The organism is Micromonospora sp. IBHARD004 (genome assembly GCF_052814115.1).
This window is the reverse complement of record NZ_CP199934.1, coordinates 921,031-933,987: the sequence shown is the minus strand read 5'-3', so window position 1 is coordinate 933,987 and position 12,957 is coordinate 921,031. Positions and strand designations below refer to the sequence as shown.

The window sequence follows — 12,957 nt, the reverse complement described above, 5'->3', positions numbered from 1 at the left end:
TGCGTTCCTCGCGCTCACCGGACACCCACCCGGGGGGCGGTCGCCAGTCGGGCCACGTCCCGGAGCACCTGGTCCAGGCTGCCCGCGCCGGCCCAGCGCACCACCGGCACACCGTGCTCACGGAGCTGGCCGATCATGGTGTCCCGGTCCAGCCGCCACAGCCGGTACGCCACCTCGGCCCAGCCCCGCTCCTTCGGCGGCGGCAGGTCGGCCGGCAGGGTGTCCACCGCCACCACGAACCGGCCGCCCCGGGCGAGCCGGGCCAGCATCTGCGCCGACCGCTCGTCCAGCAGCGGGGTGAGCACCACCACCAGCGCGTCGGCCGAGAGCACCTGCGGCCCGAAGACCTGGTCGTACGGCTCGTGTGGGGAGGACTCGGCGTGCACGTCGAGCAGCCACTCCAGCACGGTCAGGTACTGCCGGCGACCGGTGGCCGGGCGCAGCCGGCGGGCGGCCGGACCGTACTCCAGCATCGCCACCCGGTCGCCCCGGTGCAGGTAGTGCTCGCCGATCGCGGCCGCCGCCCGGACCGTGGTGTCCAGCACCGAGGCGGGACCGTTGACGCCCCCCGAGCGACCCGCCTCGGCCAGCACGTCGAGCAGCACCACCACCTCGGCGTCCCGGTCGGAGAGGGTGGCCGCGACGTGCAGCTGGCGGGCCCGCAGCGAGACCCGCCAGTCGATCCGGCGCAGCCGGTCGCCGGGGGCGAAGACCCGCACCCCGGCCAGCTCGCCGCCCTCCCCCGGCCGCCGGGAGTGGTGCGCGCCGACCAGCCCGGCCGCGCGGGGCATCGCCTCCACCGCCTCGAACGGCTCGGTCCGCGGGTAGACCCGCATCCGCACCGGGTCGGTGATCACCGCCCGGGAGACCAGCAGCCCGTCCGCGGTGGCGACCCGGGCGCCCGCCGGACCGATCGGGTGCCGGCCCCAGCGCAGCGCCGTCCCGGACAGCGCCAGGTCGACCGCCCTACCCGTCGGCACCGAGGTGACGAAGGGCCGGTCGGCGCCCCCGGAGCGGGCCACCTCCACGCCCGCCCCGCCGAAGCCGACCTTCTCCACCCGCAGCCACGGCGACGTCCGGGTCCGCACCACCGCCACGTCGTACGACACGGTGTCCGGGTTGCCGACGGCGACCGTGGCGGCCATCGGGCCGCCCTCGACCAGGTGAGCGTCCCCGGCGCTGATCTCCAGCTCCGGGCCGGCGGTGGGCCGTCGGCGCAGCGCGTACGCGGTGCCGAGGGCGAACGGCGTGGCCAGCACGACCAGGTCGACCCGGCCGAACAGCACCGCCGCGATCAGCAGCAGCCCGGTGAGCAGCACGGCCCGGCCGAGCGCCCAGGTGGGCGCCCAGCCCGTCGCCGGCTCCGGCTCGTCACGGCTGGCCATCAGCGCCCGGGCCGCCCGGCCGCGTAGCTGGGCAGCGCGCCGCTGGCCGGGGCGGGCGTCTGCTCGAGAACCTCACCGACGACGAAGGAGGGGTCGACCCGGCGCAGCCACATCTCCGGGCGCAGCGTGATCCGGTGGGCCAGCGCGGGCGCCGCCACCTCCTTGACGTCCTCCGGCACCACGTAGTCCCGGCCGGCGAAGACGGCCCGGACCCGGGCCAGCAGCAGCAGCGCCAGCGAGCCTCGCGGCGAGGCGCCGACCAGTGCGGACGGATGCTCCCGGGTGGCCGCGGTGAGCGCCACGATGTAGCGGCCGATCGAGTCCTCGACGACCACGTCCTCCAGCGCGGCCTGCATGGCGCGCAGGGTGGCCGCGTCGACCACCGGCTTGATCTCGGCCTCCTCGCGGCGGCGGGCCATCCGCCGGCGCAGCACCTCCCACTCCTCCTCGTGGTTCGGGTAGCCGAACGACACCCGGAGCAGGAACCGGTCGAGCTGCGCCTCCGGCAGCGGGTACGTCCCCTCGTACTCGATCGGGTTGGCGGTGGCGAGCACGTGGAACGGCTCGTCCAGCCGGTAGGTGACGCCCTCGACGGAGACCTGCTTCTCCTGCATCGCCTCCAGCAGCGCCGACTGGGTCTTCGGCGGGGTCCGGTTGATCTCGTCGGCGAGCAGCAGGTTGGTGAAGACCGGACCGGCGCGGAACGAGAAGTCGCCGCTGCGCTGGTCGTACAGGAAGGAGCCGGTGACGTCGGCGGGGAGCAGGTCGGGGGTGAACTGGAGCCGACGGAAGTCCAGCCCGAGGGCCTGCGCGAAGGAGCGCGCGGTGAGCGTCTTGCCCAGCCCCGGCAGGTCCTCCAGCAGCACGTGCCCACCGGCGAGGATGCCGGCGAGGACGAGTTCCAGCGCCTCCCGCTTGCCGACCACGACCGTGCCGACCGCGTCCAGCACCGCCCGGGCCAGCCGGCCCACCTCGGCGGGGGGCATGCTCGGGTCCACGTCGTTCATCACAGCTTCTCCAGTTCGGCGACGATCGCCGCGAGATCGCGCGGCGACGGGGGGCGGCGGGAGGGCGTGCTGAGGAACGTCCACAGCGGCTCCTTCAGCAGGGTGCGGGCGCGGGCCGGGTCGGACTCGCGGGTGATGCCGTGCTTCTGGCGAAGCCGCTCGTCGGCCAGCTCGCCGATCCGGGGCAGGACCCGCTCGGTGAACCGCTCGCGGTTGCCCGCGCACCAGTCCAGCGGGCGTTCCCAGCCGTTGATCGCGGCGCGCAGCGCGTCCCGGGCGGCCCAGTTCCAGGTGCCCGGCTCCTCGCCCGCCGGCGCCCGGTAACCGGCCCGGGGCGGCGGTGGGGGCGACAGCGCCCCGGTGACCCGCCGGACGGCGAGCAGCGCGAGCACACCGGCGACGACGATCCACAGGGAGACCTGGAGGCCGACCACCCGCAGGCCCGCCACGACGACGGCCACGATCGCCGCGGTGACCAGGAGGGCACGCAGCACCGAGCGCACCCGGCCGCCGCGGGACGCGACGGCCGGTCCCGCCGGCTCCTCCTCGAACGACAGCAGGTCGTCGATGCTGGTACTCACGGCACCACCTCGGTTCCCGACTGCGGGGCTCGCAGGACCGGCTCACTCCTCGCGCTCACGGCTCCACCTGGCCGGCGAGGCTGGTCAGCTCGCCGCGCAGCCGGCGCAGCGCCGCGCCGGCCTGGTCGCGCATCCGCTCGTCGACGGTATGCGTGGCGTACCGGGCCTCACGGTAGACGTGCGCGAACCCGTCCAGCACGTCGGCGCTGGCGATCGCCGGGACGCCGGCGGCCGGATCGCCGCGCAGCAGCCGGCTGACCAGGTCGGTGGGGGTATCCCCGGCGAGCCGGGGGACGCCGGCCTCCTCGGCGGCCTCCTCCAGCCGGACCCAGCAGGCGATCACCGCGGTCCGCGGGTCGGTGTCCCGGTCGTCCAGCTCCACCAGGCCCGCGTCGAGCGCGGCCACCACCTCCCGCGCGGTGCCCTCGGCGGTACGCCGGGCCCGCTGCACGGGGATCGCCCGGGTGGTACGCCGCAGGGCGCCACCGATCAGCGTCCAGCCGACATACCCGATGGCGAGCAGGGCCGCCAGGCCGAGCACGACCATCGCGGTGGTGACGATCCAGGACGGAATCTGCGCCTGGGTGGCCCCGGCGGCGTCCCGGGGCTCGACGGCAATCGAGGGCGCGGGCTCGGCGGAGGGGTAGTCCGGCACGTAGGGGATGTTGTCCGCGGCGGGCGGGATCCGGCTGGCCCCGATGGAGGAGTGCCCGGCCGAGAACGCGGCGACGGCCAGCAGGACCGTCACCGCCGCGACCGGCCACCACCTGCGCACGCCGAGGTCCATCCCACCGCCCCACGCATTCCTCAGTCCACCCCGGCCAACTGCTTCGCCCGGGCGAACACGTCGTCCAGCATTCCTGGTGTCAGCCGCCCGGTGAAGGTGTTCTGCTGGCTGACGTGATAGCAGCCGAGCAGCGCCGGTGCGGAACTGTCGGACCAGTGTGCCCCATGGCCGAACGCCGGTCGCGGACTGGGCGGCCGGACCCCGTACACATCGCGGAGGACCGGCCACCACGCGGCCCAGGCGAAGGCACCCAGCGCGACCACGACGCGCAGGGTGGGCCGGATCAGCGCCACCTCCCGGTGCAGCCACGGCGCGCAGGTGTCCCGCTCCACCGGGGTGGGCTTGTTGTCCGGCGGCGCGCAGCGAACCGCGGCGAAGATGCGGGTGTCCCGCAGGGTCAGGCCGTCGTCGGCGGCGACGCTGGTCGGCTGGTTGGCCAGGCCGGCGCGGTGCAGCGCGGCGAAGAGCACGTCGCCGGAGCGGTCGCCGGTGAAGATCCGGCCGGTGCGGTTGCCGCCGTGCGCGGCCGGCGCCAGGCCGAGGATGGCGATGCGCGCGTCGGGAGCCCCGAAGCCGGGCACCGGGCGCCCCCAGTAGTGCTGGTCGCGGAAGGCCGCCCGCTTGACCCGGGCGACCTCCTCCCGCCAGGCGACCAGGCGCGGGCAGGCGAAGCAGTTGCTCACCGCGCCGTCGAGGTCGGCGAGGTCGGTCGCCCGCGCGGCGCGGGCGACCACCTCGTCGGGGGTACGCGGCTCAGCCAAGCTTGGCCCGGAAGAGTTCCAGGGTGCGGGCCCAGGCGGTGGCGGCGGCCCGCTGGTCGAACTTCTCCGGCCGGTCCTCGTTGAAGAACGCGTGTGACGTGCCCGGGTAGTCGTAGGTCTGGCAGGTGCCGCCGGCCGCCTCGATGGCCCCGCGGGCGGCCTGTACGCCGTCCGCGGACGAGAGGCCGTCCTCTTCGGAGCAGTGGATGAGGGCGGCCTTGCCGGCGTAGTCGGCCCAGTCGGCGCGCATCCCCTCCCAGGGCAGCCGGGGGTAGAAGCCGGCGGTGGCGACGATCCGCTTGGAGAACGTCGCCGACCAGAGCGCCAGGCTGGCGCCGGCGCAGAAGCCGGCGCAGCCGACCTTGCCGGTGACCTCGGGACGGCCGGCGAGGTATTCCGCCGCGGCGGCGATGTCCGTCGCCGCCTCGTCCATCTGCGGCGCGTTCAGCATCTGCCGGGGCTCGGTCGGCTTGCTGGCCGGCTCGCCGTGCCGGAAGTCCGGGGCGAGGGCGACGAACCCCGCCTCGGCGAAGCGGTCCACGACCGCCCGGACGTGGGGCACGAGGCCCCACCAGTCCTGGATGACGATGACCGCCGGGCTGGCCACACCGCCGGAGGGTATCGCGAGATACCCCTCGCTCGTCCCTCCGTTGCTGGTGAAGCTCACCGTCTCGCCCATGGCCCGTCCTCCTAGCGGTCAGTCATCGTTGGCTGGTCGCCCAGTGGTCCTACGTGCCGGTAGCCTGCCACGCCGCCACCGCGCCGGGGAAGACGCGGGAACAGTGGCATTCACCTCCCGTTCGTCTTCCGGACAAGGCAGAGCAGATAGCCGTCGCCGTCGCCGCCGACGCGGTAGAGGACGTACCCGTCGTCCCCGGGCCGGAAGTGCGGCTCGCAACCCGCCGCCGAGCGGCTCCGCGCCGCCGCCGGGTCGTCCACCCGGCCGACCACGGCGTAGGCGGCCCGGGCGCCGGCGCAGGGGACGATCGTGGCGTCGTCGACCGACTCCGCCCGGCTGCCGGCGACCCGGGGCAGCTCGGCGACGCAGTCGCCGGCCTTCGGGGGTGGAGTGAGCAAGCGACACCGTAGCGATCAAGCTTCGAGTGCGCTGCACCACCCCGTCCATCGTGGACATGCCGAGGGACGCCCACCGGATCGGCGGGCGCCCCTCGGCATGGTTCAGCGGGTCGGACTCGGTACCGGAGCCGTGCTGGTCGGGCCCGGGGTCACCGTCGCGGTGGGGACCGGGGTCGGCGTGGCGGCAGCCGTCGGCAACGAACTGTCCGTCGGTTTCGGCGACGCCGGGGTCGCGGCGGGCGCTCCGCCCGCCGGCGGCACCGGGACCGCGGCGGGCGGCCGCGGCCGGAACGGCGCGAGTTGCGGGCAGTACGGATAGCCGGTCCGCAGCGCGGCGTCCGGTTGGGCCGGGTCGACACACGACGGGTAGCCGAGCCGGATCGGCACGCCGTTCTGGTCGAACAGGCGGGCGTTCTCCACCAGCCGCCCCTCGCTGTCGTAGACGAAGACGTCCTGGACGGAGTCGTACCGGTCGCCGACCGACACCCCCTTGTAGCCGAACTCGTCCGACCTGGCGTTCTGGTCCACGTTGACGAGCATGGCGAAGGAGAAGAGCAGCAGCGCGGCGGTGCCGAGGCGCAGCAGACGGCGGGACCAGCCCCGCAGGCCGGCGGAGCGGTGACCCAACCAGACCGAGGCGAGGACGCCGCCGGCGAGCAGGAACAGGCCCGCCACCGCGCTGTCGCCGAGCCGGGGCAGCAGGCCCGACGGCTCGCCGAGGGCGGCGGAGACCAGCAGGGCCGCCAGCCAGCCGCGCAGCACCCACCAGGCCGGCCGGAGCAACCGGAGGAAATCGGACGCCTTGGCGTACCCGAGGAGCGGGCCGAGACGGACGTCGAGGCCGGACAGCCGGGCGCGGGCCCGGTGCGCGGTGGCGGCGATCCGCCGGTCCAGGCCGCCGCGACCGCCGAGCGGCTCGCCGGCGCCGGCGGCCGCGCGCAGCTCGGCGGCGTACGCCTCGGGCTCGCCGAGCCGGTCGACCAGCGAGCCGTCCGCCTCGGCGGCAACCTCGGCCAGGTGCTCCGGCAGGTCCTCGGTCAACTCGTCGCGGACGGTGGGCGGCAGGTCGGCCAGTGCGGCCCGCACCCGGTCGACGTAGTCCGCGATGTCCTGCCCAGTGACGGTCATGCCGCCATCCCCCGATCCTCGAGCAGTGCGTCCATGGTCGTGGCGAAGGAGCGCCAGGTCTTGCCGGAGCGGGCGAGCTGGTCCCGGCCGGCGGCGTTGAGGGCGTAGTACTTGCGGTGCGGGCCGGATTCGCTCGGCACGACGTAGGTGGTGAGCAGGCCGGCGGCGAAGAGCCGGCGAAGCGTGCCGTAGACCGAGGCGTCGCCGACCTCCTCCAGGCCGGCGTCGCGCAACCGGCGGAGGATGTCGTAACCGTAGCCGTCCTCCTCCCGGAGCACGGCGAGGACGGCGAGGTCGAGCACGCCCTTGAGGAGCTGCGTGGTATCCACGCTTCCGACACTAGTGTGGATTGCGTAGTACCGTCAAGAAAACACTAGTGAGTGTCGGACCCTCGTAGGGTCGGAAGGATGTCGTGGAGCAGCTACGGATCGTTCCTGGTGTTCGCCACGGTGCTGATCCTCATTCCCGGCCCGGACTTCGCGGTGGTCACCCGGAACACGCTGGCCGCCGGTCGACTGCGCGGCAGGTGGAGCGCGGTCGGGGTGACCGGCTCGAACGCCGTGCAGGGCGTGGCCGCGGCGGCCGGGCTGGGCGCGCTGATCGTCCGCTCCCAAACCGCTGTTCGAGACGATCCGCTGGGCCGGCGTCGCGTACCTGGCGTACCTCGGCGTTCAGGCCTGGCGCTCGGCCTGGCAGGGCCGGTACGCCCCGCTGGCCGACGGCGGCGCCACCCCGTCCGGCGAGGCGCTGACCGGCTTCCGGCAGGGCTTCCTCTCCAACATCACCAACCCGAAGGTGCTGGCCTTCTACCTGGCCGTGCTGCCGCAGTTCGTCGGCGGCTCCGCGCCCCTGGGGGCGCTGCTGGTGTTCGCGCTCAGCCACGCGGTGCTGGGGCTCGCCTACCTGCTGGTGCTGGTCGGGGCGATGAACCGGGCCCGCGAGCTGCTGTCCCGCCGCCGGGTACGAGGTTGGCTCGACGGGCTGACCGGGGTGGCCCTGCTCGGCTTCAGCGCCCGCCTCGCCACCGAACGCGCCTGACCGCTACTCGGTGTGCTGGGTCACGTTGATGACCGCGCCGTTCGGGTCGCGGACGAAGAACCGGCGTAGCCCCCAGGGCTCGTTGGTGAGCGGGTAGACGATCTCAGCGCCGGCGGCGAGGCACCGCGCGTGCACGTCGTCGACGTCATCCACCTCGATCGACACGTCCGGATGGACGCCCGCCCGGATGTCACGCTTCATCACCGAAAGCTGGACCTCACGGGTCTCCCCGCCGAAGAAGAGGATCCAGTCGAGCCCATCGCCGCCGCCGAGCCCGATCAGGTCGGTGTAGAACCGACGGCTCCCCTCGAAGTCCTCCGAGCGGATGTTCGGCTTGATCCGCTTGACCGCCATTTCGGAAGCCTAGGCGGCTCAGCCGGTCGGCGCGAGGCTCCAGGCGATGCCGTCGAGGATGTCGTGCTCGGAGGCGACCACCGACGGCATGCCGGCCCGCTCCATGATCACGCGGAGCACCAACGCCCCCGCGCCGATCACGTCGGCCCGGCCCGGGTGCATCACCGGGATGGCGAGCCGCTGCTCTCGGGTCTTCGCCAGCAGGTCGGCGGTGACGTCGGCGACCTGCTCGTACGACACCCGGGCGTGGTGGATGCGCGCCGGGTCGTACTCCGTCAGGCCCTGGGCGATGGCGACCACGGTGGTGACCGACCCGGCGAGCCCGACCAGCGTGGCGGCCTCGCGGCCCGGCACGGCCATCAGCGCCCGGTCCACCGCGACCGCGATGTCGGCCTGGGCGGCGGCTATCTCGTCCAGGGTCGGCGGGTCGCCGTGCAGGTGCCGCTCGGTCATCCGGACGCAGCCGATGTCCATCGAGATGGCGGCCTCGACGCCGCCCTCACGGGTGCCGACCACGAACTCGGTGGAGCCGCCACCGATGTCGACCACCAGGTACGGCGGCTCGGCGTCGGCGGGCAGGCCGCGCACCGCGCCGGTGAACGAGAGTCGGGCCTCCTCGTCGCCGGTCACCACCTCGGGCTCGACGCCGAGGGTCTGCTCGACCATGGCCCGGAACTCCGCGGCGTTGGCGGCGTCCCGGCTCGCCGAGGTGGCACACATCCGGACCCGCTCGGCGCCCAGCTTCTCGATCTCGGCGGCGTAGGACGCCAGCGCGACCCGGGTGCGTTCGATGGCCTCGGGGGCGAGCCGGCCCGTCTTGTCGACGCCCTGGCCGAGCCGGACGATCTCCATCCGCCGGGTCACGTCGACCAGCGGTGCCTGCGGGCCGGCCGACGGGTCGGGCAGGTCGGCGACCAGCAGTCGGATCGAGTTGGTCCCGCAGTCGATGGCGGCCGCACGCGTCGTCACGGCAGCAACCCTACGGCAGCGCCCCGGTCCGGACGCCACGGTCACGGGCGCAGCCCGATCCCGACGACGGGTCTCGTCCCTCCCGGGGCGTCACTCGTCGGGCAGGTCGCTGCCGGAGTCGACGTCCCCGGACCGGCCCAGCAGGTGGCCGCCGAGCGGCGTCAGCCGGTGCAGCACCGCGGCGCCGTCGCGCCCGGTCCGGATCAGACCGGCGGCCCGCAACGCCGTCATGTGCTCCGACGCGGTGGAGAGACTGACCCCGACCGCCCGGGCCAGCGCCGTGGTGGTGTGCCGGCCGGGCTCACCAAGCCGGCGCAGCAACGCCGCCCGGGTGGCCCCGAGGAGCCGGCCGAGCGGATCGGCACCCGGGAGGGCCGCGCTGCGCGGCATCGCGGCGGGATAGACGAGCAGGACCGGACGGTCAGGCTCGACCAGCACCCGTGGGCGCGGACCGGCCAGCGGCGAGGGCAGCAGCAGGAGCCCTTCGCCGGTGCCGGTCACCTCCCCACTCCACCAGGTCCGCACCTCCAGCACCGGCGGGCGCCAGCGAATCGCCGGATGCAGCCCGGCGAAGAGGCCCTCCAGGCCATTCACGGCCAGCCGGTGCGTGGCGGTCGCGACCTGGTGACGGTGGACGGACGTCAGCTCGGTCCAGTGCGGCGCGAGCACGGCCCCGAACCAGGTGGCCACCGACTGATCGAACAGGTCCAGGATCTCCGGGTCCGCCTCGGCGAACCGGCGCCGCAACGGCGTCGCCGGCAACTCGCCGTACGCGGCGGTGAGCTCGGCCCGGACGCGTCGGGGCGGGGTGGCCCGGATGGCCGCGAGGCCGGCCGACACCGATTCCAGGCCCTGGAACGGGGTGAGGAAGTCCGGCAGCCGACCGCGGGCCGGCAGCAGGTGCGCCAGCGACGCGGCGGCGGCGCGCACCGACGCGGTGCCGCGCGACTGCTGCGCGGCGAGGGCCGGCACCAACCCGGCGGCGGCCGGGTCGCGCAGCGCCTGACGGGCCAGCATCGCCGTGCCGACCGGATGCAGACCCCCGGCGAACCGCACCCGGCACAGGTCCACCGGGGTGAGATGAAGGCGGAGCATACGGGCAGCCTGCCGCTATTCGGCGAGAGCCGAAAGGGTTGACCCCGCCGGATCCGGCTCACCACTGTGGACGTCGGAGTCCACGAAGGGGGCGGGGCGTGCGGCGGACGATGGCGGTGCTGACGGGGTTCTGCCTGGTCATCTTCGGCGCGGCGTGCGGTGACGAGCGGGGGCGTACCCGGGCGACGGCCTCCCCACCCCCCTCGGCCGCCGAGCGGCAGACGGCCGGCGACCACCGGTTGACCCTGCGGCACGACGGGACGGACCGCCGCTACCTGCTGCACGCCCCGCCCGGCTACGACCCGGCCACGCCGCTTCCGCTGGTGATCGTGATGCACTTCTACCCCGGCGACGGGGAGGCGATGCGGCAGATGGTGGGCCTGGACGCCAAGGCCGACCGGGAGCGTGCGCTCGTCGCCTACCCGGACGGGCGGAACGGCGGCTTCAACGCCCTGATCTGCTGCGGGTCGTCGGACGACGTCGGCTTCCTCAAGGCCCTCACCGCGCACCTGGTCGAGACCTGGCGGGCCGACCCGGACCGGGTCTACCTCACCGGCATCTCCAACGGGGGCGACATGAGTTTCCGGGCCGCGGTCGAGGCCGAGGGAGTGTTCGCGGCGATCGGCGTGGTCAGCGGCGGCTACAGCGGGCCCCGGGCGGCGGCGGAGGACTACGTGCCGAAGCGCCCGGTCTCGGTCATCACCTTCATCGGCGGCCAGGACATCTACGCCGACATCTTCAGCGAGGGCATGCGCACCTGGCAGCGGCGGCTGGGCTGCCGGCAGGCACCCGGCCCGCGCCGCACGGCGCCCGCCGGGATCTCCCGGACCGACGCGCGCTGCGCCGACGGCAGCGACGTCACCGTCTACACGCTCCCGGACATGGGTCACTCGTGGCCCGGAGCGGCCTCCGGTCAGCTCGCCGCGCCGCGGACGGGTGTGGTGGCCACCGACCTCGTCTGGGCCTTCTTCGCCGCCCACCCCCGGCGGACCTGACCCCGCTCCGCGGGCCGGCCGTCACAGGCGCAGCAGCATGCGGGTGTTGCCGAGGGTGTTCGGCTTGACCCGTTCCAGGTCCAGGAACTCGGCGACGCCCTCGTCGTACGAGCGCAGCAGCTGCTCGTAGACCGGCTGCGGTACCGGCGCGCCGTCGATCGCCTGGAACCCGAACGAGCCGAAGAAGCGGGTCTCGAAGGTGAGCACGAAGATCCGGGCCACGCCCAGTTCCCGGGCCGCGTCGATCAGTTCAGCGACAATCCGGTGCCCGATCTTCCGGCCCCGGCAGGCCGGGTCGACCGCCACCGTGCGGATCTCGGCCAGGTCCTCCCACATCACGTGCAGCGCGCCGCAGCCGACCACTGTGCCGTCGGGCGCCACGGCGACCCGGAACTCCTGCACGTCCTCGTACAAGGTGACGGTGGCCTTGCTGAGCAGCCGCCGGTCGTCGGTGTAGGTGTCGACCAGCCGCCGGATGCCCCGCACGTCGCCGGTGCGGGCGCGGCGCACCACGATCTCGTCGGAGACCGACATGCTCACTCGCCCGCCGGGACGTCCACGCACGGGCCGGCGGCCCACCACTTCTCCACCAGGGCAAGGGTCTCGTCCCCGAACGGGTTGACCCCCGGCCCGGCGCCGAGCGCGTGTCCCAGGTGCACGTGCAGGCACTTCACCCGGCCGGGCATGCCGCCCGCCGAGATGCCGGCGATCTCCGGCACCTCGCCGATCGCCTCCCGCCGGGTCAGGTAGTCCTCGTGCGCCGCCCGGTAGCGGGCGGCCAGCTCCGGGTCGGTGGCCAGCCGGTCGGCCATCTCCTTCATCAGCCCGGCCGACTCCAGCCGGCTGCACGCCGCGGTCGCCCGCGGGCAGGTCAAATAGAACAGCGTCGGGAAGGGCGTGCCGTCGGCCAGCCGGGGCGTCGTCTCCACCACGTCGGGCAGGCCGCAGGGGCAGCGGTGGGCCACCGCCCGGGTGCCCCGGGTCGGGCGTCCGAGCTGCGCGGCCACCGCGGCCAGGTCGGCCTCGGTGGCCGGTTGGCGCTCCGGCGGGGGTACGGAACCCGCCGCCGGGTCCTGCGGTGGTACGACAGTCACGGTGCCCATCTCTCGTTCGGCGCTCAGGTGGTGCTCACTTGTCGGGGCGCTCGGCGTTCGCCGCCTGCACGCTCGACCACAGCGTGTCGTACCAGGGATCGGGCGCCTTGGGCGGCCCCGGCTTCGCGCCCTTGCCGGCGTCCTTCGCGGCGCCCTCCGGGTCGGAGAGCACCACCAGCAGCGTCTCCCCCGGCTTGCCCATGAAGAACCGCTCCCGGGCCTGCGTCTCGATGTACGCCGGGTCCTGCCACTTGGCCGCCTCGGCGGAGAGCTCCTCGATCACCCGGCGCTGATCGGCCTGGGACGCCTCCATCCGCTCGATGTCGGCCTGCTGGTCCAGGTAGACCCGGACCGGATAGGTGTACGCCAGGGCGAGCGCGATCAGCACCGCGAAGAGCACGGTGGCCCGCCCGGTGAAGCGCCGGGGGTGGGGTGCGGAGAGCCGCTTGACGCCGCCCCCGGCAGCCGTCCGCCGGGCGGCGGGCCGGTTCGCGGAGCGTACGCCCTCGGCGCCTCGGGCCGTGCCGGACGACCGGCCGGCGGCGCCGCGCGGCTCGGCGCGGACGCCACCCTCGCGGGCCGACGACCGGGCCCGGGCCCCGCCCGCCCGGCCGGCCTGACCCGGCCGGCGGACGGGACGCTGACCACCCGGTGTGCGGCGCTGCTGCATCGTCACACCCCTCCCC

General features: G+C 74.7%; 17 protein-coding genes. 2 read left to right on the top strand and 15 right to left on the bottom strand.

The genetic code is table 11. The annotated features are described in order from the left end of the window. Positions 1–14: 14 nt before the first annotated feature. The 9 genes from ACTWO6_RS04655 to ACTWO6_RS04615 all read right to left on the bottom strand — a co-directional run bounded on the left by ACTWO6_RS04655 (position 15) and on the right by ACTWO6_RS04615 (position 7,055). The gene (locus ACTWO6_RS04655) at positions 15–1,385 is read right to left on the bottom strand and encodes a DUF58 domain-containing protein (protein WP_446218401.1); all 1,371 of its coding nucleotides are present in this window, start codon (positions 1,383–1,385) and stop codon (positions 15–17) included. Continuing rightward, complete coding sequence (locus tag ACTWO6_RS04650; protein ID WP_446218399.1) at positions 1,385–2,392, bottom strand: AAA family ATPase; 1,008 nt, start codon at positions 2,390–2,392, stop codon at positions 1,385–1,387. The genes ACTWO6_RS04655 and ACTWO6_RS04650 overlap by 1 nt, the downstream gene beginning before the upstream one ends. Then, entirely contained in the window at positions 2,392–2,973 is a 582-nt protein-coding gene (locus tag ACTWO6_RS04645) for a hypothetical protein (RefSeq protein WP_446218398.1), read from the bottom strand. Before ACTWO6_RS04645 ends, ACTWO6_RS04650 begins: the two co-directional genes overlap by 1 nt. A 55-nt stretch (positions 2,974–3,028) precedes the next feature. After that, positions 3,029–3,760, bottom strand: a complete 732-nt coding sequence (locus tag ACTWO6_RS04640) for a DUF4129 domain-containing protein (RefSeq protein ID WP_446218397.1) — start codon at positions 3,758–3,760, stop codon at positions 3,029–3,031. 20 nt (positions 3,761–3,780) lie between these two features. Then, complete coding sequence (locus ACTWO6_RS04635) at positions 3,781–4,494, bottom strand: uracil-DNA glycosylase (protein ID WP_446220559.1); 714 nt, start codon at positions 4,492–4,494, stop codon at positions 3,781–3,783. 19 nt (positions 4,495–4,513) lie between these two features. Then, positions 4,514–5,200, bottom strand: coding sequence for a dienelactone hydrolase family protein (locus tag ACTWO6_RS04630; protein ID WP_446218396.1), 687 nt, complete (start codon positions 5,198–5,200; stop codon positions 4,514–4,516). 110 nt (positions 5,201–5,310) lie between these two features. Beyond that, a complete protein-coding gene (locus ACTWO6_RS04625) occupies positions 5,311–5,598 on the bottom strand; it encodes an LppU/SCO3897 family protein (RefSeq protein ID WP_446218394.1) in 288 nt (95 codons plus the stop codon). Positions 5,599–5,700: 102 nt separating this feature from the next. Beyond that, the gene (locus tag ACTWO6_RS04620; protein WP_446218393.1) at positions 5,701–6,726 is read right to left on the bottom strand and encodes an HAAS signaling domain-containing protein; all 1,026 of its coding nucleotides are present in this window, start codon (positions 6,724–6,726) and stop codon (positions 5,701–5,703) included. Continuing rightward, entirely contained in the window at positions 6,723–7,055 is a 333-nt protein-coding gene (locus ACTWO6_RS04615; RefSeq protein ID WP_446218392.1) for a PadR family transcriptional regulator, read from the bottom strand. The genes ACTWO6_RS04620 and ACTWO6_RS04615 overlap by 4 nt, the downstream gene beginning before the upstream one ends. A gap of 289 nt (positions 7,056–7,344) precedes the next feature. On the opposite strand from ACTWO6_RS04615, the gene ACTWO6_RS04610 reads away from it, so the two are divergent. After that, positions 7,345–7,764: a LysE family translocator gene (locus tag ACTWO6_RS04610; RefSeq protein WP_446220558.1), complete on the top strand. Its 420-nt coding sequence runs from the start codon at positions 7,345–7,347 to the stop codon at positions 7,762–7,764. 3 nt (positions 7,765–7,767) lie between these two features. On the opposite strand, the gene ACTWO6_RS04605 is transcribed toward ACTWO6_RS04610, so the two are convergent. The 3 genes from ACTWO6_RS04605 to ACTWO6_RS04595 all read right to left on the bottom strand — a co-directional run bounded on the left by ACTWO6_RS04605 (position 7,768) and on the right by ACTWO6_RS04595 (position 10,182). Then, positions 7,768–8,118: a VOC family protein gene (locus ACTWO6_RS04605; RefSeq protein ID WP_446218391.1), complete on the bottom strand. Its 351-nt coding sequence runs from the start codon at positions 8,116–8,118 to the stop codon at positions 7,768–7,770. Between the two features lie 18 nt (positions 8,119–8,136). After that, the gene (locus ACTWO6_RS04600; RefSeq protein ID WP_446218390.1) at positions 8,137–9,087 is read right to left on the bottom strand and encodes a Ppx/GppA phosphatase family protein; all 951 of its coding nucleotides are present in this window, start codon (positions 9,085–9,087) and stop codon (positions 8,137–8,139) included. Between the two features lie 90 nt (positions 9,088–9,177). Continuing rightward, positions 9,178–10,182, bottom strand: coding sequence for an ArsR/SmtB family transcription factor (locus tag ACTWO6_RS04595; protein ID WP_446218389.1), 1,005 nt, complete (start codon positions 10,180–10,182; stop codon positions 9,178–9,180). Between the two features lie 98 nt (positions 10,183–10,280). Between ACTWO6_RS04595 and ACTWO6_RS04590 the strand changes: the two genes are divergently transcribed. Next, a complete protein-coding gene (locus tag ACTWO6_RS04590) occupies positions 10,281–11,177 on the top strand; it encodes an alpha/beta hydrolase family esterase (protein WP_446218388.1) in 897 nt (298 codons plus the stop codon). Between the two features lie 21 nt (positions 11,178–11,198). On the opposite strand, the gene ACTWO6_RS04585 is transcribed toward ACTWO6_RS04590, so the two are convergent. The 3 genes from ACTWO6_RS04585 to ACTWO6_RS04575 are packed head-to-tail and all read right to left on the bottom strand — an operon-like array spanning position 11,199 to position 12,941. Then, on the bottom strand, positions 11,199–11,711 hold the full coding sequence (locus tag ACTWO6_RS04585; RefSeq protein ID WP_446218387.1) for an amino-acid N-acetyltransferase: 513 nt from the start codon (positions 11,709–11,711) through the stop codon (positions 11,199–11,201). Between the two features lie 2 nt (positions 11,712–11,713). Further along, a complete protein-coding gene (locus tag ACTWO6_RS04580; RefSeq protein ID WP_446218386.1) occupies positions 11,714–12,271 on the bottom strand; it encodes a DUF501 domain-containing protein in 558 nt (185 codons plus the stop codon). Between the two features lie 34 nt (positions 12,272–12,305). Next, positions 12,306–12,941 (bottom strand): FtsB family cell division protein, encoded by a 636-nt coding sequence (locus ACTWO6_RS04575; RefSeq protein ID WP_446218385.1) that lies wholly within the window; start codon positions 12,939–12,941, stop codon positions 12,306–12,308. Positions 12,942–12,957: the final 16 nt, after the last annotated feature.

Bases quoted from the DNA above. Each gene is read 5' to 3' on its own strand.
- ACTWO6_RS04650 (WP_446218399.1), bottom strand. From the start codon at position 2,392: ATGAACGACGTGGACCCGAGCATGCCCCCCGCCGAGGTGGGCCGGCTG.
- ACTWO6_RS04595 (WP_446218389.1), bottom strand. From the start codon at position 10,182: ATGCTCCGCCTTCATCTCACCCCGGTGGACCTGTGCCGGGTGCGGTTC.
- ACTWO6_RS04655 (WP_446218401.1), bottom strand. From the start codon at position 1,385: ATGGCCAGCCGTGACGAGCCGGAGCCGGCGACGGGCTGGGCGCCCACC.
- ACTWO6_RS04605 (WP_446218391.1), bottom strand. From the start codon at position 8,118: ATGGCGGTCAAGCGGATCAAGCCGAACATCCGCTCGGAGGACTTCGAG.
- ACTWO6_RS04575 (WP_446218385.1), bottom strand. From the start codon at position 12,941: ATGCAGCAGCGCCGCACACCGGGTGGTCAGCGTCCCGTCCGCCGGCCG.
- ACTWO6_RS04630 (WP_446218396.1), bottom strand. From the start codon at position 5,200: ATGGGCGAGACGGTGAGCTTCACCAGCAACGGAGGGACGAGCGAGGGG.
- ACTWO6_RS04620 (WP_446218393.1), bottom strand. From the start codon at position 6,726: ATGACCGTCACTGGGCAGGACATCGCGGACTACGTCGACCGGGTGCGG.
- ACTWO6_RS04640 (WP_446218397.1), bottom strand. From the start codon at position 3,760: ATGGACCTCGGCGTGCGCAGGTGGTGGCCGGTCGCGGCGGTGACGGTC.
- ACTWO6_RS04585 (WP_446218387.1), bottom strand. From the start codon at position 11,711: ATGTCGGTCTCCGACGAGATCGTGGTGCGCCGCGCCCGCACCGGCGAC.